This is a genomic window from Mobilicoccus massiliensis (assembly GCF_000826525.2).
In the GTDB taxonomy this organism is placed as follows: Bacteria; Actinomycetota; Actinomycetes; order Actinomycetales; family Dermatophilaceae; genus Mobilicoccus; species Mobilicoccus massiliensis.
In genome coordinates this window covers 246,384-269,845 of sequence record NZ_LN651331.1, presented here as the reverse complement: position 1 = coordinate 269,845, position 23,462 = coordinate 246,384, and the positions used below count along the sequence as shown (strand labels likewise).

Below are 23,462 nucleotides of genomic sequence, written 5' to 3'. Positions count from 1 at the left end.
CCGGCCCCGCGCCTCCACCCGACCCGTGCCCCACCCTCGCTCAAACAGGCGGTTTCACCCGACGAAAACGCCTGTCCCTAGCTCCTCTGTCAAGCGGCGAGGGTGAGCTGGGTTTGTTGGTCGGTGCGCAGGGCTTGGTAGACGGTGCGGGAGATGTGGCGTTTGAGGACGCGGAGGGCTTCTCGGCCGGATTTGCCGCTTTCGACGCGGCGTTTGATGAGGTCTTTGGCGGGTTGGTGGTGGCGGGCTTGGGTGAGGGCGATTCGGTGGATCGCGGCGTTGAGTTGTCGGTTGCCCGTTCGTGAGAGTCGGTGACGTGGGGTGTTGGAGGACCAGACGGGCAGTGGGGCGGTGCCGTTGTAGCTGGCGAAGGCGTCGCTGGTGGTGAAGCGGTCGATGCCTGCGGTTTCACCGACGATCTTGGCCGCGGTCAACGCGGCGCAGCCGGGGATGGCCAGCAGGGCGGGTGCGTGCTCGAGGGTGAGTTGCTGGAGTTCTTTCTCCAACTCCCTGATCGTGTGGGTGAGGTCGCGGGCTCGGGCGTTGAGGTCGCGGGCCAGGCGGGCGACGATTCCGGTTTTGTCGGCGAGCTGGCGCTCGACCAGGGTGTAGGCCTTGAGTTGGCGGAACCCGCGGGCGGTGATCTCGGTGCCGGGGTCGAGCTCGTGCAGGTGCCAGCGCAGCCTGTTGACAAGGGCGGTTCGTTCGCGGATGAGGGCTTCGCGGTGGTCCACCAGCAGGCGGATATCACGCTCTGCGCCGTCCAGGCGGGCCACCGGCAGGTCAGGTTCGCGTAGTGCCGCGCGGGCCACGGCCAAGGCATCAATGGGGTCGGACTTGCCGTAGCTGCGGGCGCTGTCGCGCACGTGGGCCATGAGCTTGGGTGGGACACGCACCAGGTCCTCCCCGGCGGCGAGCAGGTCTGCTTCCAGTCGCCGGGTCATGTGCCGGCAGTCCTCGATGGCCCAACGGCGATCGTGCCCGGCCGGGGTGACCTGCACGGCCCAAGCGAGGGCCTGCAGATGCTCGCTGGTGGTGGTCCCGATGGTGCGGGTCGCGATCTTGCGGCCCAGCTCATCGACGGCAACGATCGTGTGAGAGCGCTTGTGTGCATCGACACCGAACGTGATCATGGGAAGTGCCCTTCCTGGCCGTGAATCGGGTGGGGTTCACGGTCCGGCCGGTGGGCATATCCCAGTCAGGATGCGCCGATCACGCTCCTCTCAAGCCACGCCGGTCGGGCCGTGGTGTCCCGGCGAGCCGCACTACGGACATTAGCCACGAGGGCAGAGCGCAACAGGAGCGAACCCACCGGAACACCCCCAAGCCTTCCACTGGGAGCGCTCTTCCCCCGCTCGAGCGGGCGGGGGCGTCCGACGGAAACGCCTGTCCGAGCGCCGATCCCACCCAGACAGGCGGATTCACCCGACCAAACCGCCTGTTCGAGCGCAAGGGGCTCGCGCCAGGGGTGTGGGCGCCCGTCCGAGCCCCACCCCCGTTCAAACAGGCGGTTCCACCGGGCGTCACGAACCCGAACCGCCCGTCCGAGCTCCACCCCCGCTCAAACAGGCGGTTTCACCCGACGAAAACGCCTGTCCGAGCGCTCTTCCCCCGCTCGAGCGGGCGGGGGCGTCCGACGGAAACGCCTGTCCGAGCGCTCTTCCCCGGCTCGAGCGGGCGGGGGCGTCCGACGGAAACGCCTGTCCGAGCGCCGATCCCACCCAGACAGGCGGTATCACCCGACCAAACCGCCTGTTCGAGCGCAAGGGGCTCGCGCCAGGGGTGTGGACGCCTGTTCGAGCGCGAGGGGCCTGTGCGAGAGGTGTAGGCGCATGTCCGGGGCCGGTGCGTTCGGGCGGAGGCTCGGCCCTGGGCCGGTGCGGCGCGGCGGGTGCGGCAGGCGAGCGGTCGACCCCAGAATGTCGGCATGGATCTGCCCGTGCCCCTTCCGCTGTCGCCGATGCTCGCCAAGTCGGTCGGTGCCGTGCCCGACCCCGACTCCGTGGCGGGGGGTCTGGCGTACGAGCCGAAGTGGGACGGGTTCCGGTGCCTCGTGCTCCGCGACGGCGACGAGCTCGAGCTGGCGAGTCGGGGCTCGAAGCCGCTCACGCGGTACTTTCCGGAGCTGCGGGATCCGCTGCTCGACCTCCTGCCCGACAAGGCCGTCGTCGACGCCGAGATCGTCGTGCGTGCAGGACGGCCCGGCGCCGAGCGGCTCGACTGGGACGCGTTGTCGCAGCGCATCCACCCTGCCGAGTCGCGGATCGCGAGGCTCGCGGCGGAGACCCCTGCGGAGATCATCGCGTTCGATCTCGTCGCCGTCGGGCGGGAGTCGTTGCTCGACGTGGAGTTCGCCACTCGTCGCGCCCGGTTGGAGGCGCTGTTCTCCGGACGCACTCCGGATTCCCCGCTGCACCTCACGCGGGCGACGCGCGATCCCGACGAGGCGCGCGACTGGTTCACCCGCTTCGAGGGCGCCGGTCTCGACGGGGTCGTCGCCAAGCCGCTCGACGGGCTCTACACCCCCGGCAAGCGCACGATGCTCAAGGTCAAGCACAAGCGCACGGCCGAGGCCGTCGTCACCGGCTACCGGGTGCACAAGTCGGGTTCCGGGGTGGGGTCGCTGCTGTTGGGGCTCTACACGGACGACGGTCAGCTGTTCAACGTCGGCGGAATCGCCGCGTTCACGGCGAAGCGACGCCTCGAACTCGTCGACAAGCTCGAGCCCTGCGTCGTGCGCGACGCCGACGGCCAGATCGCCCACGCCGAGACCGACCGGTCCCGCTTCTCCGGCAGCAAGGACGTCAGCTACGTGCCGTTGCGCCCCGAGAAGGTCGTCGAGGTGGCGTTCGACCAGCTCGAGGGCCACCGGTTCCGGCACACCGTGACCTTCCTGCGGTGGCGACCCGACCGTGAGCCCGAATCCTGTCTGCTCAGCCAGATCGAGGTCGCGCCCGCCTACGATCTCGCCGCCGTCCTCGACGATCAGGCGGGATCGCGAGGCTGAACTCGAGTGCGGGACTTCGCGCGGCCCGGTGCCTCCGCCGGCGTCACCCCGTCGTCGGCCCAGTTGGCCGCGTTCTTCTTGCTCGGCTGCACCCGTGGCGGCTCGCCCGGCATCTTGGGATAGTCCGGCGGGAAGTTCAGCTCGGGCAACCCGCGTTCGACGTCGGCCTCCCACAGCCCGAGGGCAGGGCCGAGGTCGCCCACCTCGTCGTCGATGCCCGACCACGCGTCACCGCGTTCGGCGACGATCGCGGGCACCGTGCGGACGGTGAACTCCCCGGGCGTGACGTCGGCGAGCTCGTCCCACGAGACCGGCATCGAGACCGGCGCTCCGGGCAGCGGACGTGGGCTGTAGGCCGAGGCGATCGTGCGGTCACGGTTCATCTGGTTGAAGTCGACGAAGATCCGCTCGCCCCGCTCCTCGCGCCACCACGCCGCGGTGACGAGCGCGGGCAGTCTGCGCTCGAGCTCACGCGCGATGCCGATGGCCGCGTGCCGCACGTCGAGGAACTCGTGGGTCCGCCTCACCCTCGAGTACACGTGCAGACCACGGTTGCCGCTCGTCTTGACCCAGGGTGTGAGGCCCAGCTCGAGCATGAGCTCTCGCAGCGCGAACGCGGCCTCGCGAGCCTCCGCGAACCCCGTTCCCGGCTGCGGGTCGAGGTCGATCCGCAACTCGTCGACGCGGTCGGTGTCGTCGGCCCGCACCGGCCACGGGTGGAACGTCACGGTGCTCATCTGCACGGCCCACACGGCGGTCGCGATCTCGTCGACGACGAGCTGGGGGTGTCGCCGACGGCTCGGGTACGTGCACTCCACCGTGCGCACCCAGTCCGGCGTGCCCTTGGGCGGGTTCTTGGAGTAGAACTCCTCGCCGTTCACTCCCCCGCGAAAGCGCTGCAGCGTGACGGGCCGGTCGCGGAGGGCACGGAGGAGTCCGTCCTCCACGGCGACGACGTAGTCGGCGAGGTCGCGCTTGGTGATCTCACCGGAGTCCTCGCCGGCCGGCCAGACGGGCTTTCGCGGGTTGCTCAACCGCACGCGCCGCTCCTGGCCGTCCGGGCCGGGCAGGGTGAGGATCTCCTCGGTCATGGGCCGAGCCTACGAGAGTGACCCCGATCCGTGGCGCGCGCGGGAACCGATCGGGCCCGCCCGGTGTTGAAACCGGCATGACCGAGAACACCGCCCCGTCCTACCCCGTCCAGCGCACCGACGCCGAATGGCGTGAACTGCTCACCCCGGCCGAGTACGCCGTGCTTCGTCAGGCCGGTACCGAACGCCCCCACATCGGGGAGTACACGAACACCACCACGAAGGGCGTCTACTCCTGCCGCGCGTGCGGCGCCGAACTGTTCCGCAGCGACACGAAGTTCGGCAGCCACTGCGGGTGGCCGAGCTTCTACGCCCCTCTGGCCGAGGACCGCGTCGAGTACGTCGAGGACAACACCCTCGGCATGAAGCGCGTCGAGGTGCGGTGCGCGAACTGCGGCTCCCACCTCGGGCACGTCTTCGAGGGCGAGGGCTACGACACCCCCACCGACCAGCGCTACTGCATCAACTCGATCTCCATGCGCCTCACCGAGGACTGATCGGCGAACCGAGCTCTCGGCGTCATCGGTTGCCGGCGCGGCCCGGACTCGGGCGCGACCCGGCTCAGGGCAGCCCGTGCACCAGGGTCGAGGCGTCGACGCGCGGCCCGGTGTAGAACGGCGTCTCCTCCCGCACGTGCAGCCGAGCACGGGATCGGCGCAGCTCACGCATCATGTCGACCATCTGGGGCAGGTCGTCGGACTCGAAGGCGAGGATCCACTCGTAGTCGCCGAGAGCGAAGCTCGGGATCGTGTTGGCGCGCACCTCGGCGTACGGACGAGCCATGCGGCCGTGCTCGGCGAGCATCTCGCGGCGCTCGTCCTCGGGGATGACGTACCAGTCGTAGCTGCGCACGAAGGGGTAGACGCAGACGTAGTCGCGCACGCGCTCCTCTTTCATGAACGCCGGCACGTGCCCCCTGTTGAACTCCGCCTGCCGGTGCAGCGCGATCTGGGACCACACGGGTGAGAGGTGGCGGCCGAGGGTCGTGCGACGAAACGTCTTGTACGCCGCCTGCAGCGCCTCGACCTCCTCGGCGTGCCACCACACCATGACCTCGGCGTCGGCACGGAACCCGGCGACGTCGTACAGACCCCGCGGGGTGACTCCCTCGGCACCGAGGGCCTCGAGGAAGCCCTCGAGGTCGGCCGCGATGCGGTCGCGCTCGGACTCCTGCTCGGGCAGCGGGGTCGTCACCCGGAACACCGACCACATCGCGTACCGGATCGTCTCGTTGAGAGCGCGCAACCGCGCGGCGTTGCTCATCGCGGTCTCGGAGGGGCCGGTGGTGGGCGTGTCGGGAGTCGTCATGGGGCCATTCTTCACACGTTCCCGCGTGCATCGCCCCCGGCCCCACCACGAGCCCCACCGGCGCCCTCGCGGGAGCCGGACGAGCCGCCGGGTGAGTTGTCGCGGACGGCGTCGAGCCATCGCATGGCCGGGGTCGCGGCCACGCCGTGGAGGACGACCGACAGCACGATCGTGAACCCGACCGTCGACCACAGCACCTCGGCCTCGGGGAAGTGGGCGTGGCCGAGGGCGTAGGCGACGTAGTAGATCGACCCGATGCCACGCACCCCGAAGAACGCGGTGACGAGCCGTTCGCGCGGGCCGAGGTTGCCGTCTCCGGCCTGGTCGACGTCGGCCTGCCGCCCGAGGGCGAGCCACGCCGTGACCGGGCGCACGACGAGCACGAGGGCGGCGCCCACCACGATCCCCTGCCACGTGAGGTGACCGAGCAGGCCGTCGCCGAGCGCGATGCCGAGGGCCAACAGCAGCAGGAGGGTGAGCAGAAGCTCGAGACGTTCGACCATCTCGTGCATGACGCCGTGGTAGTCGCTGCGACGTTCCTCGGCGCGCAGTCGTAGCGCCGCGACGAACACGGCGAGGAATCCCCAGCCGCCCACGAGTTCGGTGAGCCCGTAGACGGCCAGCGTGCCCGCGAGAGCGAGGAGCGGCTCGCCCTGCTCGGCGAACCGGAGTACGGAGGCGCGGCTGCGGAACGCGACGCGTCCGAGCAGCATCCCACCGATGTACCCGACCGCCGCTCCGATGAGGGCCTTGCCGATGAGCTCCCAGCCGATCCACCGCCACCACCACTCCTGCAGCGGGCCCTTCTCGGCGAGGAAGATCGCGGCGTATACGAACGGGAACGCGAGCGCGTCGTTGAGGCCGCCCTCGGAGGTGAGAGCGAAACGCACCTCGTCCTGTTCGTCAATGTGTTCGCGCTCATCGGTCGTCGGCCCTTCGACCTGGACGTCCACGGCAAGGACCGGGTCGGTCGGGGCGAGCGCGGCTCCGAGCAGCAGGGCCGCGGCGGGTGAGAGCGCCATGACCCACCACCCGAGCACTGCGACACCGAGGATGCAGAGCGGCATGGCGATGGCCAGCAGCCGCCATGTCGAGCGCCAGGCACGCCACGAGGAGAGGGTGCGTTCCAACGGCCGGTCGAGTGAGAGTCCGACGCCCATGAGCGCGACGATGACGCAGAGTTCGGCGGCGTGTTCGGTGATGGTGGGGTGTTCCAGTGGCGAGACACGTGTGGTCTCGAAGGGCGGCAGCAGGCCGACGACGAAGCCGGTGGCGAGCAGCGCCATGGGGGCCGAGAAGGCCCAGCGTTGCAGGAGAGCCGGCAGCACGACCGCGAGGACGAGGCCGATGCCGACGACGAGGTAGGCGGCGTCCGCGGTCATGACGTCAGAATGACAGCAGGAGAACCGGGAGCGTGAATCCGCAGGTCGCGACGTCGACGAGGGCGATCGGGGCGAGAACCCCTCACACGCCGCAACCACTTCCCGATCAGCGGGCCACGAGCATCCGAGGAGGCCGGCCCCGGACACAGGAGCCCGCGGCGTCAGTGAACGCCGCCGACGCGCGAAGTGCGAGCTGCGTCATGCTGTCGTCCATGTCGCGTCGTCGTATCCCCGCCGGGCGGTGGGCCAGGGCCGGTGATCGTCCGCAGCTTCTGCAGATCGGTCCGGTGGAGCAGCTGCGTGCCGGTCGGTTGCCGCTCCGGTTGGTTCAGCTCTTCGTGGGTCTGTCGTTGTTCGGTGTGTCGATGGCGATGATGATTCGTGGTGTGCTCGGGCTCAACCCGTGGGATGTGTTCCATTTCGGTGTGGCGCTCCACGTGCCGTGGTCGTTCGGCATGGTCGTCATCGCCTCGAGCTTCGTCGTACTGCTGCTGTGGATCCCTCTGCGGCAGATGCCTGGGCTCGGCACGATCGCGAACTCCGTCTGGATCGGTGCCGCGACCGACGTGACCCTGGCCGTGCTCGTGGAACCGCATGGTCTGCCTGCCCGCATGGGGCTGATGCTCGGCGGCATCGTGCTCAACGGCCTCGCGAGCGCCCTGTACATCGGCAGTCAGCTCGGCCCGGGCCCGCGTGACGGACTGATGACCGGTCTGCACCGCCGCACGGGGACCAGCCTGCGTATCGTGCGTACGGGCATCGAGATCGGGGTTCTCGTGATCGGCTGGCTGCTCGGCGGCACCGTAGGGGTGGGCACGGTGATCTACGCGCTGGCCATCGGCCCGCTCGTGCAGTTCTTCCTCCCGCTCTGCACGGTGCGTCTGGACTAGGCGCTGTCGTCGCCGAGGGAGTGGACGAGTTCGACGACGCGCGTGAGCATGGTCGGGTCGGTGGTGGGCAGAACCCCGTGGCCGAGGTTGAAGACGTGGCCCGGCGCCTGGCGGCCTTCATCGACGATGCGGCGGACCTCGCGTTCCACGACCTCCCACGGCGCGAAGAGCAGTGCCGGGTCGAGGTTGCCCTGCACCGCGTACCGGCCGCCCGTGCGTTCGAGCGCGTCGAGGAGGTCGACGCGGTAGTCGACCCCGATGCACTCGGTTCCTGCCTCGGCCATCGATCCGAGCAGCTCACCGGTGCCGACGCCGAAGTGGATCCGCGGGACCCGGCCGGCGACGGCCTCGAGCGCGCGGGCCGAGTGCGGTCGCACGTATCTCTCGTAGTCGGCGCGGGAGAGGTAGCCGACCCACGAGTCGAAGAGCTGGATCGCGCTCGCCCCCGCGTCGATCTGCACCGTGAGGTACGCGCCCGCGATCTGCGCGAGCCGGGCGCACAGGTCGTGCCACAGCTGCGGGTCTCCGTGCATGAGCGCCTTGGTGTGCTCATGGTTGCGGCTCGGGCCGCCCTCGACGAGGTAGCTGGCGAGCGTGAACGGGGCGCCGGAGAACCCGATGAGCGGGGTGGCGCCGAGTTCGGCCACGAGCAGTCGCACCGACTCGGTGATGTCGGGCACGAGGTCGGGGGTGAGCTCGGGCAGGCGGGCGAGGTCGGCGCGACTGCGGAACGGCTCCTCGACGACCGGGCCCACTCCGGCAACGATGTCGAGATCGACGCCGACGGCCTGCAGGGGAACGACGATGTCGCTGAAGAAGATCGCCGCGTCGACGCCGTGGCGGCGCACGGGCTGCAGGGTGATCTCGGTGACGAGGTCGGGGCGACGGCACGACTCGAGCATCGTCGTGCCCTCACGCACCTCGCGGTACTCCGGCAGCGAACGCCCCGCCTGACGCATGAACCACACCGGCGGACGGTCGAGCCGCTCGCCTCGGGCCGCCCGTACGAGGAGGCTGTCGGCGGGGCCGGGAGTGGGCGTGGCGGGAGTGGTCGCAGGCGTCGTCACGGGCCGATCTTCGCACGGGTCGGCGTGGGAGACCCATGGCTGTCGGTGCCGCGCCGTACTGTGCGCGATGTGACGATTCGCCGCGCGACACCCAGCGCCGCCTCGGATTTCGCCGAGGCGATCGACGCGCTGCGCGCCCTCACGTTGCGTCCCGAGATCCGGCTCGCCGAGATCCCGGCACCCCAGCGCATCGCCCTGCACTCGGCGGCGCTCTCGGCCGAGGTCGTCCTCGATTCGGAGGAGGAGCCGCTCGCCACGGGCCGGCTCATCGTCCTGCACGACGACGACGCCCCCGACGCGTGGGAGGGCACCTGGCGCATCGTCACCCTCGCCCGAGCCCAGCTCGAAGCCGAACTGGCGAGCGACCCCCTGCTCGGCGAGGTGGGCTGGTCCTGGCTCACCGATGCCCTGCACACCGGCGGCATCGCCCACCGCGCGCTGGGCGGCACGGTCACGCGGGTCGTCTCCGAGAGCTTCGGGGCCCTCGCCGACCGAGAGTCCTCCGTCGAGATGGAACTGCGTGCATCCTGGACTCCCGACGGCGACGACCTCGCCGACCATCTGACCATCTGGACCGACGTCCTCGCCACCATCGCGGGCGTTCCCCCGGTCCCGCAGGGCGTCACCTCGCTCAGCGGCCGGTTGCGCTGAGAGAACCGCCGAATGACCTACCTCACCGATCCCTTCGCCGTCCCCGAGCTGCCCGCGCAGCCCGAGCGGCCGGCGTCCCGCGAGCACGAGCCCGCCACGCCGCACCGAGCGCCCGAGCAGGCCGCGCCGGAGGCCGCCGAGGCCACAAGTGCTCCGAGCGCTCCGGACAGCCCGAGCGCTCCAGATGCCCCGAGCGTCCTGAGTGTCCCGAACGCTCCGACCGCTCCAACCGCTCCCAGCGTCCCGACCGGTGACGACATCGAGGTCGAAGCGCCGGCCCCCGTCGTCCTCACCCAGCCCGCGGATGGCCTGCCCGACGTCGTCACCGAGGAGACCGGGCTGCTCGAGGCCGCCGCCGCCTTGCGCTCGGGCACCGGGCCGTTCGCCGTCGACGCCGAACGCGCCTCCGGTTACCGGTACGGGCAGCGCGCGTACCTCGTTCAGGTGCGTCGCGAGGGGGCCGGCACGTGGCTCATCGACCCGGTCGCCTGCCCCGACCTCGGCCCCATCGACGAGGCGGTCGCCGGCGTGGAGTGGATCCTCCACGCCGCCACCCAGGATCTCGGGTGCCTGCGTGAGGTGGGCCTGACGCCGAGTGCACTGTTCGACACCGAGCTCGGCGCCCGGCTCGCCGGCCTGCCCCGGGTCGGTCTCGCCGCGGTCGTCGAGCACTACCTCGGTGTCTCGCTGGCCAAGGAACATTCGGCCGTCGACTGGTCCACGCGCCCCCTGCCCGAGGACTGGCTGCGCTATGCCGCGCTCGACGTCGAGCTGTTGGCCGACGTGCGAGACGCCATGGCCGCCGATCTGGAGCAGCAGGGCAAGGCCGAATGGGCGCGCCAGGAGTTCGACGCCCTGACCTCGTTCACGGGCCACCCCGTTCGGGTCGACCCGTGGCGTCGCGTCTCCGGCCTGCGCCGGCTGCGCACACCACGCATGGCCGCGATCGTGCGCGAGCTCTGGTACGCCCGCGACGACCTGGCCCGCGCCCGCGACATCTCCCCCGGCCGCGTCGTCCCCGACGCCGTGCTCGTCGCACTCGCCACGGCCGCGCCCACCGACGTGCGCGCCGCGCACGAGGCCACGACCCACCGCGTCGTGCGTCGCCACCCCGAGGTGTGGGTCGAGGCCGTTCGACGAGCTCTCGACCTGCCGGAGTCACGCCTGCCGGCCACGTCGCTGCCCAACCAGGGGCCGCCGCCGCCCAAGTCGTGGGCCGACCGCGACCCGCTCGCCGCGGCCCGGCTCGCCATGGCCCGCGAGGCGCTGGGCGCGTTCGCCGAGCAGCACCGGCTACCCCTGGAGAACCTGCTCTCCCCCGACACCCTGCGCCGCGTCGTGTGGACCCCACCGCAGCACCTCGATGAGAGTTCCGTCCACGACGAGCTGCGCGAACTCGGCGCCCGCCCGTGGCAGGCCGACATCGCCGCGCCCGTGCTCGCGCACGCCTTCGCCACCGCTCGGCCGGTCTGAGACCGTAGCCCCCTCACGCGCGACCGGGCGCGGCCCTGGCGGCGCGACGACGTGTCCGGCAGGATCGAGCGCGTGTTCCACGTCTCGTCTCCCGGCTCACGACAAGTGGGGTACTGGTCAGTAATATCTGGGGGACATGACTCCGGCGTGCGATGACGCTCGCCTTCGAGCCGACAGGAGAACCTTCGTGTCACGAACAGAGGTCGTCTTCGTCGACGGTGTGCGAACGCCGTTCGGCAAGGCGGGAGACAAGGGCATGTACGCCCAGACCCGAGCAGACGACCTCGTCGTCGCCTGCATCCGCGAACTGCTGCGCCGCAACCCGAACCTCCCGCCCGAGCGTGTCGGTGAGGTCGCCGTCGCGGCCACCACCCAGATCGGTGACCAGGGACTCACTCTCGGCCGCCTGGCCGTGATCCTCTCGGGCCTGCCGCAGCAGACGCCCGGCTACTCGATCGACCGCATGTGCGCCGGTGCGATGACCGCGCTGACGACGACGGCCGGAGCGATCTCCTTCGGCGCCATCGACGTCGCGATCGCGGCCGGCGTCGAGCACATGGGCCGCCACCCCATGGGCGAGGGCATCGACCCCAACCCCCGGCTGCTCAGTGAGAAGCTCGTCGACCCCGAGGCGCTCTCGATGGGCAACACCGCCGAGAACCTCCACGACCGCTTTCCGCAGCTCACCCGCGAGCGCAGCGACGCCTACGCCAAGACGAGCCAGGACAGGACGGCGGCTGCCTACGAGGCCGGCAAGATCCAGCCCGACCTCGTGCCCGTGGCCATCCGCACCGACGAGCTGGGCTGGGGTCTCGCCACGAAGGACGAGCCCCCGCGCGCCGGGGTGACGATGGAGGCGCTCGCCGAACTGCGCACCCCCTTCCGGCCGCACGGCCGCGTGACCGCGGGCAACTCCGCCGGCCTCAACGACGGCGCGACCGCGGCGATCATCGCGTCCGAGGAGGCCGCCAGGGAGCTCGGACTGCCGATCAAGATGCGCCTGGTCACCTGGGCGTTCGTCGGCTGCGAGCCCGAGGTCATGGGCTACGGGCCCGTCCCGGCCGCCGAGAAGGCCCTCGCCCAGGCAGGCCTCGCCATCGACGACATCGGCCTCTTCGAGATCAACGAGGCCTTCGCCGTGCAGGTCCTCGCGTTCCTCGACCACTTCGGCATCCCGGACGACTCCGAGAAGGTCAACCCCTACGGGGGCGCCATCGCGGTCGGCCACCCGCTCGCGAGCTCGGGAATCAGGTTGTGCACCAACCTGGCCCGTCAGTTCGAGGAGCACCCGGAGGTGCGCTACGGCATGACGACGATGTGCATCGGCATCGGCATGGGCGTCGCCGTCATCTGGGAGAACCCGCACCACACCGACACGAACAGCACCGACACGAACAGCGAGGCCCAGCGATGAGCATCGACTTCGCCGCCATCTTTCCCGACGAGGTCGTCGCCTCCTCGCTCGTGCGCGACGTCGAGCTGCCCGGCGGCGGGGGCACCTTCGCCCTCATCACGCTGGACAACGGCCTCGACCACACCAAGCCGACGACGCTCGGCCCGCAGACCGTGACGGCCCTCGGCGAGGCCCTCGATGCCCTGGCCGAGCGCGCGAAGGCCGGGGAGATCGTGGGCGTCGGCATCACCGGCAAGCCGTTCATCTTCGCCGCCGGCGCCGACCTCTCCGGCATCGGGGCGGTGCAGCAGCCGGGGCAGGCTCGCGCCATCGCCGAGCTCGGGCACCGCGTGTTCTCCAAGTTCACCGAGCTGGGGGTGCCGAGCTTCGCGTTCGTCAACGGGGTCGCCCTCGGTGGCGGCCTCGAGATCGCGCTGAACTGCGACTACCGCACGATCTCCTCCGACGTCGGTATGATCGCGTTCCCCGAGTGCTTCCTCGGCATCCTGCCCGGCTGGGGTGGCACGTGGCTGACGCCCAACCTCGTGGGAGCCGAGAAGGCCGTGACGATGATCATCGAGAACCCGCTCGCGCAGAACCGCATGATCGACGGCGCGAAGGCGCACGCGCTCGGCCTCTTCGACGAACTGTTCGAGCCCGCCGACTTCCTCGCGAGCTCGCTGCGTTGGGCGGAGGGCGTCATCACGGGCGCCACGACGGTGCAGCGTGCCGAGGTCGACCGCGACGAGGCGACGTGGGAGGCCGCCGTCGCCAAGGGTCGTGCCGTGGCCGACGCCCGCACCGGCGGATACTCCCCCGCCCCCTACCGTGCGCTCGACCTCATCTCGACGGCGCGGACGACCACGAAGGCCGAGGGCCTCGCCGGCGAGGCCGACGCCCTGGTCGACCTGCTCATGGGTGAGGAGTCCCGCGCCGGCCTCTACGCCTTCGACCTCGTGCAGCGCCGCGCCAAGAGGCCGGCCGGGGCACCCGACAAATCCCTCGCCCGCCCGGTGAGCAAGGTCGGCATCGTCGGTGCGGGTCTCATGGCGAGCCAGCTCGCCCTGCTGTTCGTCCGGCGCCTGCAGGTGCCGGTCGTCATGACCGACATCGACCAGCAGCGAGTCGATGCCGGCGTGGGGCACGTCCACGCCGAGATCGACAAGCTCCTCGCCAAGGGACGCCTGAACGCGGACAAGGCCAACCGTTTCAAGGCCCTCATCACGGGCTCGACGAGCAAGGACGGGTTCGCCGACGCCCAGTTCGTCGTCGAGGCGGTCTTCGAGGAGATGTCGGTCAAGAAGCAGGTGTGGGCCGAGGTCGAGGCCGTGGTCGGTGAGGAGTGCGTGCTCGCGACCAACACCTCCTCGCTGTCGATCACCGAGATGGCGGCCGACCTGCAGCACCCGGAGCGTGTCGTCGGCTTCCACTTCTTCAACCCCGTCGCGATCATGCCCCTCCTCGAGATCATCTCGGGCGAGAAGACCGACGACGCCACGCTCGCGACGGCCTTCGCGGTGGGCAAGAAGCTGAAGAAGACGACGATCCTCGTCCAGGACAGCCCGAGCTTCATCGTCAACCGCCTGCTCGGGCGTTTCATGAGCGACATGGCCCGCATCGTCGACGAGGGCACACCCATCGAGGTCGCCGACGCCGGATTCGCCGGCATCGCGCCGATGCCACCGTTCCAGCTCATGGGGCTGGTCGGCCCGGCGATCGCGTTGCACAACAACGAGACCCTCGCCGCGGCGTTCCCGGAGCGGTACTCCGTCTCCGACACCTTCCGGCGGATCGTGGAGATGAAGAAGCCCGCCTTCTACGTCGAGGCGGACGGCGAACAGGTCGTCGACCCCGAGATCAGAGCGCTGTACGAGGAGTCGTCGCTTCGCGGCACGCCCCTCACCCCCGAGCAGGTGCGTGAACGGGTGCTCTCGGGCCTCGCCGAGGAGGCCCGGCTCATGCTCGACGAGGGCGTGGTCCAGGCTCCGATGGATCTCGACCTCGGCATGATCACCGGGGCGGGCTTCCAGTTCTGGAACGGCGGCCTCACTCCCCTGCTCGACCGAACCGGCATCGCCGAGAAGGTCACGGGCGCCCGATTCCTCCCCCCGGGAGCGGCGAGTCTGCCGCTCTGACCGCACCTTCGGTGAGACGCTCGACGACGGGTCGTGAGATCGGTTGCGGCCCGTCGTCGGCGTGCCGGGCGCGGCGTGGCAAGGGGAACATGGCACACTGGGACGAGCGTCCAATTGCGAAGGCGCGATCACGGATCGCCCGATGTGCGCGTTATCTCACATGTGAGTTATCATCGAGCTCATGAAAGAGGACTACCTGGCCCGCATCGGCACGCTCATTCGAGAAGCTCGGAGGCACCAGGGCATGACGCAGAACGAACTTGCCGATCTGCTCGGCACGTCGCAGAGCGCGGTCGTGCGCATCGAGCAGGGCAAGCAGAATCTCAGCCTGGAGATGCTCTCGCGGATCGGTGAGAACCTCGATTCCCAGTTCGTCTCGCTGGGCACCTCGGGCCCGCAGCACCTGCGCATCGAGGGCGGCACCAAGCTGCACGGGTCGATCGACGTCAAGACGAGCAAGAACGCCGCCGTCGCTCTGCTGTGCGCCTCGCTGCTCAACAAGGGCCGCACGACGCTGCGCAACATCGCACGCATCGAGGAGGTCAACCGCATCCTCGAGGTTCTCTCGAGCATCGGCGTGAAGACCCGTTGGCTGCCCGACAGCAGCGACCTCGAGATCGTCCCGCCGGCACGCCTCGACCTCGCGGCCCTCGACGAGGCCGCGGCCAGGCGCACGCGCACGATCATCATGTTCTTCGGCCCGCTGCTGCACGAGTTCGACTCGTTCTCGCTGCCGTACGCCGGTGGCTGTGACCTGGGGTCGCGCACGATCGAGCCGCACATGACCGCCCTGCGCCACTTCGGGCTCGACGTCGAGGCCACGCACGGCGCCTACCACGCCACCGTCCACGAGGGCATCGCCCCGACCCGGGCGATCGTGCTCACCGAGCGCGGCGACACCGTCACCGAGAACGCGCTCATGGCCGCGGCGCGGTACGCGGGCGAGACGGTCATCCGCAACGCGAGCCCCAACTACATGGTTCAGGACCTGTGCTTCTACCTGCAGAAGCTCGGAGTCCAGATCGACGGGATCGGCACGACCACGCTCACCGTGCGGGGTTGCAGCGAGATCGACGTCGACGTCGAGTACCACCCCAGCGAGGACCCGATCGAGGCGATGAGCCTGCTCGCGGCGGCCGTCGTCACCGAGTCCGAGATCACCATTCGCCGGGTGCCCATCGAGTTCCTCGAGATCGAGCTCGCGCTGCTCACCGAGATGGGCATGAAGTACGAGCTCAGCGACGAGTATTGCTCGGCCAACGGCGAGACCCGTCTCGTCGACCTCACGACCCACCCCGGGCCGCTCAAGGCGCCGATCGACAAGATCCACCCGATGCCGTTCCCCGGGCTCAACATCGACAACCTGCCGTTCTTCGCGCTCATCGCCGCCTGCGCGGAGGGCCGCACGATGATCCACGACTGGGTGTACGAGAACCGCGCCATCTACCTCACGGAGCTGACGAAGGTCGGCGCTAAGGTGCAGCTGCTCGACCCGCACCGGGTGCTCATCGACGGCCCCACCCGGTGGCGCGCGGCCGAGGTCATCTGCCCGCCCGCTCTGCGCCCGGGTGTCGTCGTGCTCATCGCGATGCTCGCCGCCCCCGGCACCTCGGTGCTGCGCAACGTCTACGTCATCAACCGCGGTTACGAGGACCTCGCGCAGCGTCTCAACGACCTCGGCGCGACGGTGGAGACCTTCCGCGACATCTGATCCCTGATCCCGCGCCGAGACAGCCGCGGATTCCGGCCTCGCTCGCGTTCCCTTGTCAGGAACGCGGACATGGGCTCGGAATCCGCGGCTGTCTCGGCGTTCTGGGCTCAGACGACGGCGGGGCGCAGGGCCGCGACGACGGCCTCCGCGACGGCCGGAGCGGTGAGGCCCGCCTCGGCGAGGATCTCGCTGCGGCTGCCGTGGTCGAGGAACCGCTTGGGCAGGCCGAAGCGGTGGACCGCGACCGGCTCGCCCGTCTCGGCGAGCGCGGCGTCGAGCGCGGCGGCGATGCCGTTGGCGGCGACGTGGTCCTCGATCACCCCGACGTAGTGCGCCGTACGCGCGGCCGCGACGAGGTCGTCGGAGACCGGCAGCACCCAGCGGGGGTCGACGACCTGCACGCGGGCTCCGGTCTCGGCGATGACGGCCGCCGCGTCGACGGCGACCTGGGCCATGGCCCCGACCCCGACGAGCAGGACGTCGACCTGTTCGGACGGGTCGAGGTCCGGCAGGTCGGTGATCTGCGGCACCGAGGCGTCGCTCGCCTCCTGCACCTCCCCCGCCTGGCCCGCGGGGGCCGGGTACCGGGCGATGACGTCGAGGTCACCGAGGCGCGCGACCGCCGGGATGGTCTCGGGCTCGGAGCCCTTGGGAAAGCGGAGGACGGTCGGGCCGTCCTCGACGGCGACGGCCTCACGCAGCAGCAACGACACCTGTTCGCCGTCGCGCGGCGCGGCCACGCGGATGCCGGGGACGATCGAGGTGAGCGCGAAATCCCACATGCCGTTGTGCGAGGCCCCGTCGCTGCCGGTCACCCCCGCGCGGTCGAGGACGAACGTGACGCCCTGGCGGTGCAGGGCGCAGTCCATGAGCATCTGGTCGAAGGCCCGGTTGAGGAACGTCGAATAGATCGCGACCACCGGGTGCATCCCGGCGTAGGAGAGCCCCGCAGCCATGACCGTCGCGTGCTGCTCGGCGATGCCGACGTCGAAGACCCGCTGCGGGTGCGCGTCGGCGAAGCCCCGCAGACCGACGGGGATGAGCATCGCGGCGGTGACCGCGACGATGTCCGCCCGTTCCTCGGCGAGCTCGCAGAGCGTGTCGGAGAAGTTCTCGGTCCAGCTCCGACCGGCGATCTCCAGCGGCAGTCCCGTCTCGGGGTTGATGACGCCGACCGCGTGGAACTGGTCGTCGTCGTTGTTGCGGGCGTGCTCGTACCCGCGACCCTTCTGGGTGATGGCGTGGACGATGACCGGGCCGCCGAAGTCGCGCGCGCGCCGCAGCGCCGTGGTGAGCGCGTGCACGTCGTGACCGTCGATGGGACCGAGGTACTTGAGGCCGAGATCCTCGAAGAGCACCTGCGGCGCGATGATGTCCTTGAGGCCCTTCTTCATGCCGTGGAGGGCCTCGAACGCGCGCTGCCCCACCACCGGGGTGCTCGTGATCGTGCGCCGGCCCCACGACATCATCTGCTCGTAGCTACGGGTCGCACGCAGCACGGCGAGATGCTCGGCAAGGCCACCCGTCGTGGGCGCGTAGGAGCGTTCGTTGTCGTTGACGACGATGACGAGCGGCAGGTCCTTGTCGGCCGCGATGTCGTTGAGCGCCTCCCAGGCCATGCCTCCGGTGAGCGCGCCGTCGCCGATGACCGCCACGGTGTGCGTGCCGGTCTCGCCCGCGAGCCGGCGACCCTTGGCGATGCCCTCGGCCCAGGCCAGGCTCGTGGAGGCGTGGGAGTTCTCGACGATGTCGTGCTCGGACTCCCCCCGGCTCGGGTAGCCGGAGAGCCCGCCCGCGGAGCGAAGCCGGTCGAAGTCCTGCCGCCCCGTGAGCAGCTTGTGCACGTAGGAGATGTGGCCGGTGTCGAACACGATCGAATCGTGCGGGGACTCGAACGCCAGGTGGACCGCCATCGTCAGCTCGACGACACCGAGGTTGGGGCCCAGGTGGCCGCCGGTGCGAGACACGGACTCCACGAGGAACGCGCGGATCTCGGCGGCGAGCTCGGTGAGCTGTGCCGGAGACAGCGAATCGAGATCTGCGGGGGTCGTGACGGAGGCGAGCAGGCTCAACGGACGGTCCTTTCATGACGGGTCCACCAGGCGACGATACGTCGTCGGGCCTGGAACGACATGTGCGGGGACTGCGTGGATGCCGAGCGCGACGACGTGGCCGTCGTCCGCGCCGATCCCCGTGTCGGTGTCCATCCCGCAGACGACCTCGAAGGCCGGTGGAACCTCGTTCCTACACTGCCGCCATGGTCGTCAACGCCCCTGCTCAGGCATCCGCGCACCCCACGACACCGGACCCCGAACAGCACGAGGCCCAGCACTCGGCGGCACTACGCCGTGACCTCGACCTGCTCACCGAGCTGCACGAGCAGGTACTCGACGAGGCCGGCGGCGCGTCACTGGTGCGCACGGTTCGCGCGTTGGTGGACGCGTGCCGTGAGAGCGACAACGGGCGGGTCGGTTCTGCGGCCGACGCCATCGTCGCGACACTCGATGCGGCCACCACCGCCGAGGTGGCCCGTGCCGTCACCGTCCACCTGCACCTCACCAACCTCGCCGACGAACGGCAGCGGGTGCGCTCCCTGCGCGCCGAGGACGGGGAGTTCACCGGTGGGATCGAGTCCGGTGGAGTGGCCCCGGCCATCGCCGAACTCGCCCGTGGGGGGACCTCGCTCGACGCGCGGCTGCAGGAGCTGCGCATCCACCCCGTGCTCACGGCGCATCCCACCGAGGCACGCCGCCGGGCGGTGACCTCCGCTCTCGTGCGCATCGCCGCCCAGCTCGACCGCTACGACGACTCGCACAACGGGGCGAGTGAGCGCGCGCACGCCCGGCGGCGGCTGCTCGAGGACATCGGGATCCTCCAGCGCACCTCGACCCTGCGCCGAGACCGGCCCGAGCCCCGTGACGAGGTCAAGACCATGCTCTCGGTGTTCGACCAGACGCTCTTTCGGGCGGTGCCACGCCTCTACCGCACGGTCGAGACCGCGCTGCCCGGCGAGTCGGGCCGCGACGCCGAGCCGGTGCCGGCCTTCGTGCGGTTCGGCACGTGGGTGGGCGGTGACCGCGACGGCAACCCCTACGTCACCGCCGCCGTGACCCGCGAGACGCTCGCCACCCAGGCCCGGGAGGCGCTCACCCTGCTCGCCGCGCACGCCGACCGAGTGGCCCGCACGTTGACGATGGACGTCGTCACCACTCCCCCCTCCGACGAACTGCTCGCCTCGCTCGAGGCCGACGCGGTGGCCATGTCTGCCGCGTTCACCGAGATCGTCAAGAACTCCCCCGGTGAACCCCACCGCCAGAAGCTGCTCGTCGTGGCGGCCCGGGTGGAGGCGACGCTCAACGAGCAGGTCGGTCTCACCTACGCCGGCCCCGAGGAGATGCTGGAGGATCTGCGCCTCGTGCAGCGCAGCCTCGACGCGGCCGGGGATCACCGCACGGCGCGCGGCGAACTGCAGACCCTCATCTGGCTCGTCGAGACCTTCGGGTTCCACCTCGCCGAACTCGAGGTGCGCCAGCACAGTCACGTGCACGAGGCCGTGCTGCTCGACCTGCTGGAACAGCTCGGCACCGAGCACGTCGCCGATCCGCAGGCCGCGCTGACCGACGCCGAGTTCCTCGACCGACTCGCCCGCGAGGGCTGGCCACGGCACGTGCAGCCGACGACCGATCAGGGCCGCGAGGTGCTCGACACGATCCGCGTCATCGCGTGGCTGCAGCGGCGGTGGGGCGAGCGCAGCTGCGGGCGGTACATCATCAGTTTCACGCGCCATGCCGCCGACGTCGCCACCGTGCGAGCCCTCGCCCGCCTCGCCGTGGGCGAACGCCCGCTCACGCTCGACGTCATCCCGCTCTTCGAGACCGGTGAGGACCTGCAGAACGCGCCCAGGATCCTCGCCGACCTCGCGACGTTGCGGGGCACGCAGCAGATCTGGGACGCGCGCGGTCGCCGCGTCGAGGTGATGGTCGGGTACTCCGACTCGGCCAAGGACGTCGGACCGGCGAGCGCGACCCTCACCCTCGACCGGGCCGAACGCGAACTCGTCGCCTGGGCCCGCGAGAACGACGTGGAGCTCACGTTGTTCCACGGTCGCGGCGGCTCGCTCGGCCGCGGCGGCGGGCCTCTGCACCGCGCGATCCTCGCCCAGCCGAGCGGCTCGGTCGACGGTCGCTTCAAGGTCACCGAGCAGGGGGAGGTCATCTTCGCCCGCTACGGCGACGTGATGATCGGCCAACGACACCTCGAGCGCCTCACCTCGGCGGTGCTGCTCGCCGACGCACCCGACATCGCCCGCGAACGCGAGGAGGCCGACGCCCGTTATCGGGACCTCGCGGCGACGATCGACGCGCAGAGCCGCGGGTGCTACCGCGCCCTCGTCACCCAGGAGGGGTTCGCCGATCTCATCGCCGCGGTGAGCCCCCTCGATGAGATCGGAGAGTTGCGGCTCGGCTCGCGGCCGTCGAGGCGCAGCGGCAAGGAGAGCGGGCGCAGCCTGGACGATCTGCGTGCGATCCCGTGGGTGTTCTCGTGGGCCCAGACGCGGGTCAACCTGCCGGGTTGGTACGGCCTGGGCAGCGGGTTGGCCGCGGTCGGCGACGTCGACCTGTTGCGCCGGGCGTACGCGCAGTGGCCGCTGTTCGCGTCGATGATCGACGTGGCCGAGATGAGCCTCGCCAAGGCCGACCGTGCGCTGGCCGAGCGATTCCTCGCGCTGGGCGAGCGACCGGATCTCGCCTACCAGATCCTCACCGAGTACGACCTCGCCCGCCGGCTCGTGCTCGAGGTGCTCGACCAGAAGGAACTGCTCGAGCACAAGCCGCACCTGCAGACGGCCGTGAGCCTGCGCGCGCCGTACATCGACGCGTTGAGCCACATGCAGCACCAGGCGCTGCGCGTGCTGCGCCTGCCGACCGATCCACGCGCGGACGCGCGCCCCGACCGGGCGGCGTGGACCCATGCGCTGCTGCTCACCGTCAACGGTGCCGCTGCCGGGCTGCAGAACACCGGCTGACCCGCGCCTCCTCGCTCGTCTCGCTCGCATCGCCGATCACCGCCGTCGATCACAGCCGCGGCACGTAGGTCTTGCCCCGGAGGGCGTCGGCGACGAGCGAGACGGCGCGCGAGACCGCGCGCAGTCGCAGCCCCTCGGCCTCGAGCGCGGCGAGCACCTCGGGCATGGCCTCGGGCTCGAGATGATCAGCGAGGCCGACCCGTGCCGTGCGATAGCACGTGCGCATGGCCTCGACCTGCGCCTCGACGTGGTGGGTGGCCACCCAGGCGAGCGCGACGGGGTGGCGCCGCCACACGGGTTGGCCGCGGTGGTCGGCCGGGCACTGATCGAGCAGCCACGCCACCGCGGTCTGCTCCCAGCCGCCGGCAGAGGGCGGCGGAACCTCGGGAGGCCAGCCGGGCGGCACCGCTGCGTCGTTCATACGCCCCACCCTCACCGAAGCCACCGACAACCCTTCGACCTCGTCGCTCCCGGGCCCGTGAAATCGCCCACGGCACGGCATCTCGAACGGCGTGCGCAGGGCGAGACGCCGCAGGCGTGTCTCTCCTAGGGTGGCGTCATGACGACGATCTTCACCCGCATCATCGACGGCGAGATCCCGGGCCGGTTCGTGTGGTCCGACGACCGCTGCGTCGCGTTCCTCTCCGCCGGCCCGATCACGCCCGGTCACACGCTCGTCGTACCCCGCGCGGAGGTCGACGCGTGGACCGATGCCGAGCCCGACCTCTTCGCCCACCTCGCCACCGTCGCCCAGACGATCGGCCGCGCGCAGCTCGCCACCTTCGCGTGTGCCCGCACGGTCGTCGCGATCCAGGGTTTCGAGGTGAACCACCTCCACGTGCACGTGTGGCCGGCCGACTCCCCCGCTGACTTCGACTTCGGCAAGGCCCAACAGGATCCCGACCCCGCGATGATGGACGACGCCGCGGCTCGCCTGCGCGCCGCGCTCCGCGAGGACCCCGCCGCTGCCGGCCACGTCCCCGACGAGGACGCCTGACGCTGCTCAGCACGCGAGCGGCCTCACCGCCGCGGGCGGGACCGCCGTGACGACGCGACCTGCGCCCGAGCCCGGCGGCGGGCCCGGGCGACGAGAATCCCGGCCGTGACGAGTTGCAGGACGACAGGGACGACCAGGACGACGGCCCCGAACCAGAGCTCGGAAGCCGGGGGCGAGACCGACGGTGCGCATGGCTGCGCGCTTCCGACGACACAGTCGTCACCGGTGGCGCCGCCCTCCACGAAGGCCAGGCCGGCCGCGTTCCAGAGCAGCAGACCGAGGGGAAAGGCCGAGGCGAGCACCGCACCCCCGAGAGCCTTCTCGATCGTCCGCCAGAGCGACGACCGGACGAAGAGGACGAGGCCGACGACCCACGCGACCAGCGCTGCGGGCCACATCACGGCAACCAGCCCGGCGGCCAGGAGCAAGGCGACGGCCGCGATCGCCGCTCCCAGTGACGTTTCTCGGCCGCGGCCGAGGTCGGCCCCGGTGGCACCCCCAGGCACGACTCCGGCACTCTCCGGCATCGCGTCGGCCACGAGATCGGCCGGCTCGCCCAACCGATCCAGCACGTCTCGCACCCGCGCCTCGGCCCCCGGCGACTCGGGGTCGACGTCGGCCAGGGCCACGTCGAGATGCTCGCCGATGTCGGCAAGGAGATCGGCCGCGGCGTCGACCGGCAGGACGCGCGCGGCGGTCTGCAACCGGTCGAGGTAGGCGACGGTCAGGCGGTGGGCGGTCGCGGTCATGACCGTTCCTTTCCGGAGGACGTGTGGAGAACGGAGTCGACCGAGGCGCTGAACTGCGCCCAGGCCGTGCGGAACTCGGCGAGGGCGGCCGCGCCCGTCGAGGAGATCCGGTAGTAGCGCCGTGGTGGCCCCGAATCGGACTCTCGCCACACCGTGACGACGAGGTCGTCCTTGCGCAGCCGGCTGAGCAGCGGGTACACTGTGCCCTCGCTCGCGACCAGGCCGGCCTCCGACAGCTCCGAGACGAGGTCGTAGCCGTACCGCTCCTCGTGTTCCAACAGGGCGAGCACGGCATGCTCGAGCACACCCCGCCGCAACTGCGTCATCGCGGCATCGCCCCTCGCTGTCATGCCTCACAAGGTACTCGCGGTTACCTTGCCGCACAAGGTACCGACGGACACACGAGGGCAGACGGCAGAGCCGACCCCCTCGCGAAGGACTCGGACGCGCGGCACGAACCCGGACGATCAGGTCTGAGCGGCCCTGCCCACGTGAGAACACGCCCGCCTCCGCCGCACTCGAGCCGCGGCGGAGTGTGGCAAACGAAGCGCAAGGAGCGCGGCGACACCTTCCGACATTCCC

At 70.7% G+C, this 23,462-nt stretch carries 19 protein-coding genes; 10 read left to right on the top strand and 9 right to left on the bottom strand.

What is annotated here, in order from left to right; translation table 11 throughout:
• Window positions 1-89: 89 nt before the first annotated feature.
• Entirely contained in the window at window positions 90-1,133 is a 1,044-nt protein-coding gene (locus BN1197_RS14120) for an IS110 family RNA-guided transposase (RefSeq protein WP_040155195.1), read from the bottom strand.
• A gap of 794 nt (window positions 1,134-1,927) precedes the next feature.
• Here BN1197_RS14120 and BN1197_RS14115 point away from each other — a divergent pair.
• Window positions 1,928-3,007 carry an ATP-dependent DNA ligase gene (locus tag BN1197_RS14115; RefSeq protein ID WP_040160736.1) on the top strand — a complete coding sequence of 360 codons (1,080 nt, stop codon included), beginning with the start codon at window positions 1,928-1,930 and terminating at the stop codon, window positions 3,005-3,007.
• Here the strand turns inward: BN1197_RS14115 and ligD are convergent.
• A complete protein-coding gene (gene ligD / locus BN1197_RS14110; RefSeq protein WP_082043926.1) occupies window positions 2,986-4,098 on the bottom strand; it encodes a non-homologous end-joining DNA ligase in 1,113 nt (370 codons plus the stop codon). The genes BN1197_RS14115 and ligD overlap by 22 nt on opposite strands.
• Before the next feature lie 77 nt (window positions 4,099-4,175).
• Here ligD and msrB point away from each other — a divergent pair, with 77 nt between their 5' ends.
• Window positions 4,176-4,595, top strand: coding sequence for a peptide-methionine (R)-S-oxide reductase MsrB (gene msrB, locus BN1197_RS14105; protein WP_040160734.1), 420 nt, complete (start codon window positions 4,176-4,178; stop codon window positions 4,593-4,595).
• A gap of 64 nt (window positions 4,596-4,659) precedes the next feature.
• Here msrB and hemQ read toward each other — a convergent pair whose 3' ends face one another.
• Together hemQ and BN1197_RS14095 are read right to left on the bottom strand one after the other, a co-directional pair.
• Window positions 4,660-5,406, bottom strand: a complete 747-nt coding sequence (gene hemQ, locus BN1197_RS14100; RefSeq protein WP_245851952.1) for a hydrogen peroxide-dependent heme synthase — start codon at window positions 5,404-5,406, stop codon at window positions 4,660-4,662.
• 11 nt (window positions 5,407-5,417) lie between these two features.
• A complete protein-coding gene (locus BN1197_RS14095; protein WP_052466766.1) occupies window positions 5,418-6,788 on the bottom strand; it encodes a cation:proton antiporter in 1,371 nt (456 codons plus the stop codon).
• A gap of 212 nt (window positions 6,789-7,000) precedes the next feature.
• Here BN1197_RS14095 and yczE point away from each other — a divergent pair, with 212 nt between their 5' ends.
• Window positions 7,001-7,678, top strand: coding sequence for a membrane protein YczE (yczE, locus tag BN1197_RS14090; RefSeq protein WP_052466837.1), 678 nt, complete (start codon window positions 7,001-7,003; stop codon window positions 7,676-7,678).
• On the opposite strand, the gene hemE is transcribed toward yczE, so the two are convergent.
• The gene (gene hemE / locus BN1197_RS14085; protein ID WP_040160732.1) at window positions 7,675-8,745 is read right to left on the bottom strand and encodes a uroporphyrinogen decarboxylase; all 1,071 of its coding nucleotides are present in this window, start codon (window positions 8,743-8,745) and stop codon (window positions 7,675-7,677) included. The genes yczE and hemE overlap by 4 nt on opposite strands.
• A 69-nt stretch (window positions 8,746-8,814) precedes the next feature.
• On the opposite strand from hemE, the gene BN1197_RS14080 reads away from it, so the two are divergent.
• The 5 genes from BN1197_RS14080 to BN1197_RS14060 all read left to right on the top strand — a co-directional run bounded on the left by BN1197_RS14080 (window position 8,815) and on the right by BN1197_RS14060 (window position 16,108).
• Window positions 8,815-9,396, top strand: coding sequence for a DUF3000 domain-containing protein (locus BN1197_RS14080; RefSeq protein WP_040160730.1), 582 nt, complete (start codon window positions 8,815-8,817; stop codon window positions 9,394-9,396).
• 12 nt (window positions 9,397-9,408) lie between these two features.
• On the top strand, window positions 9,409-10,869 hold the full coding sequence (locus BN1197_RS14075) for an HRDC domain-containing protein (RefSeq protein WP_082043925.1): 1,461 nt from the start codon (window positions 9,409-9,411) through the stop codon (window positions 10,867-10,869).
• Between the two features lie 187 nt (window positions 10,870-11,056).
• A complete protein-coding gene (locus tag BN1197_RS14070; RefSeq protein ID WP_040160728.1) occupies window positions 11,057-12,283 on the top strand; it encodes a thiolase family protein in 1,227 nt (408 codons plus the stop codon).
• A complete protein-coding gene (locus BN1197_RS14065; RefSeq protein ID WP_040160726.1) occupies window positions 12,280-14,397 on the top strand; it encodes a 3-hydroxyacyl-CoA dehydrogenase NAD-binding domain-containing protein in 2,118 nt (705 codons plus the stop codon). The genes BN1197_RS14070 and BN1197_RS14065 overlap by 4 nt, the downstream gene beginning before the upstream one ends.
• A 181-nt stretch (window positions 14,398-14,578) precedes the next feature.
• The gene (locus tag BN1197_RS14060; protein WP_040160724.1) at window positions 14,579-16,108 is read left to right on the top strand and encodes a helix-turn-helix domain-containing protein; all 1,530 of its coding nucleotides are present in this window, start codon (window positions 14,579-14,581) and stop codon (window positions 16,106-16,108) included.
• A gap of 107 nt (window positions 16,109-16,215) precedes the next feature.
• Here the strand turns inward: BN1197_RS14060 and dxs are convergent, their stop codons facing one another.
• Window positions 16,216-18,180 (bottom strand): 1-deoxy-D-xylulose-5-phosphate synthase, encoded by a 1,965-nt coding sequence (dxs, locus tag BN1197_RS14055; protein WP_040160722.1) that lies wholly within the window; start codon window positions 18,178-18,180, stop codon window positions 16,216-16,218.
• A gap of 185 nt (window positions 18,181-18,365) precedes the next feature.
• Between dxs and BN1197_RS14050 the strand changes: the two genes are divergently transcribed.
• Window positions 18,366-21,134 carry a phosphoenolpyruvate carboxylase gene (locus BN1197_RS14050; RefSeq protein WP_052466764.1) on the top strand — a complete coding sequence of 923 codons (2,769 nt, stop codon included), beginning with the start codon at window positions 18,366-18,368 and terminating at the stop codon, window positions 21,132-21,134.
• 49 nt (window positions 21,135-21,183) lie between these two features.
• On the opposite strand, the gene BN1197_RS14045 is transcribed toward BN1197_RS14050, so the two are convergent.
• On the bottom strand, window positions 21,184-21,555 hold the full coding sequence (locus BN1197_RS14045) for a hypothetical protein (protein ID WP_040160720.1): 372 nt from the start codon (window positions 21,553-21,555) through the stop codon (window positions 21,184-21,186).
• Window positions 21,556-21,693: 138 nt separating this feature from the next.
• On the opposite strand from BN1197_RS14045, the gene BN1197_RS14040 reads away from it, so the two are divergent.
• Entirely contained in the window at window positions 21,694-22,131 is a 438-nt protein-coding gene (locus tag BN1197_RS14040; RefSeq protein ID WP_040160718.1) for an HIT family protein, read from the top strand.
• Window positions 22,132-22,154: 23 nt separating this feature from the next.
• On the opposite strand, the gene BN1197_RS14035 is transcribed toward BN1197_RS14040, so the two are convergent.
• Window positions 22,155-22,880, bottom strand: coding sequence for an HAAS signaling domain-containing protein (locus tag BN1197_RS14035; RefSeq protein ID WP_040160716.1), 726 nt, complete (start codon window positions 22,878-22,880; stop codon window positions 22,155-22,157).
• Window positions 22,877-23,230, bottom strand: a complete 354-nt coding sequence (locus BN1197_RS14030; RefSeq protein ID WP_040160714.1) for a PadR family transcriptional regulator — start codon at window positions 23,228-23,230, stop codon at window positions 22,877-22,879. The genes BN1197_RS14035 and BN1197_RS14030 overlap by 4 nt, the downstream gene beginning before the upstream one ends.
• Between the last annotated feature and the right edge of the window lie 232 nt (window positions 23,231-23,462).

Coding starts and splice junctions, on each gene's coding strand:
- BN1197_RS14040 (WP_040160718.1), top strand. CDS start 21,694: ATGACGACGATCTTCACCCGCATCATCGACGGCGAGATCCCGGGCCGG.
- BN1197_RS14065 (WP_040160726.1), top strand. CDS start 12,280: ATGAGCATCGACTTCGCCGCCATCTTTCCCGACGAGGTCGTCGCCTCC.
- BN1197_RS14060 (WP_040160724.1), top strand. CDS start 14,579: ATGAAAGAGGACTACCTGGCCCGCATCGGCACGCTCATTCGAGAAGCT.
- yczE (WP_052466837.1), top strand. CDS start 7,001: ATGTCGCGTCGTCGTATCCCCGCCGGGCGGTGGGCCAGGGCCGGTGAT.
- msrB (WP_040160734.1), top strand. CDS start 4,176: ATGACCGAGAACACCGCCCCGTCCTACCCCGTCCAGCGCACCGACGCC.
- hemQ (WP_245851952.1), bottom strand. CDS start 5,406: ATGACGACTCCCGACACGCCCACCACCGGCCCCTCCGAGACCGCGATG.
- BN1197_RS14120 (WP_040155195.1), bottom strand. CDS start 1,133: ATGATCACGTTCGGTGTCGATGCACACAAGCGCTCTCACACGATCGTT.
- ligD (WP_082043926.1), bottom strand. CDS start 4,098: ATGACCGAGGAGATCCTCACCCTGCCCGGCCCGGACGGCCAGGAGCGG.
- BN1197_RS14045 (WP_040160720.1), bottom strand. CDS start 21,555: ATGAACGACGCAGCGGTGCCGCCCGGCTGGCCTCCCGAGGTTCCGCCG.
- BN1197_RS14075 (WP_082043925.1), top strand. CDS start 9,409: ATGACCTACCTCACCGATCCCTTCGCCGTCCCCGAGCTGCCCGCGCAG.
- BN1197_RS14035 (WP_040160716.1), bottom strand. CDS start 22,880: ATGACCGCGACCGCCCACCGCCTGACCGTCGCCTACCTCGACCGGTTG.
- BN1197_RS14030 (WP_040160714.1), bottom strand. CDS start 23,230: ATGACAGCGAGGGGCGATGCCGCGATGACGCAGTTGCGGCGGGGTGTG.
- BN1197_RS14095 (WP_052466766.1), bottom strand. CDS start 6,788: ATGACCGCGGACGCCGCCTACCTCGTCGTCGGCATCGGCCTCGTCCTC.
- BN1197_RS14050 (WP_052466764.1), top strand. CDS start 18,366: ATGGTCGTCAACGCCCCTGCTCAGGCATCCGCGCACCCCACGACACCG.
- BN1197_RS14115 (WP_040160736.1), top strand. CDS start 1,928: ATGGATCTGCCCGTGCCCCTTCCGCTGTCGCCGATGCTCGCCAAGTCG.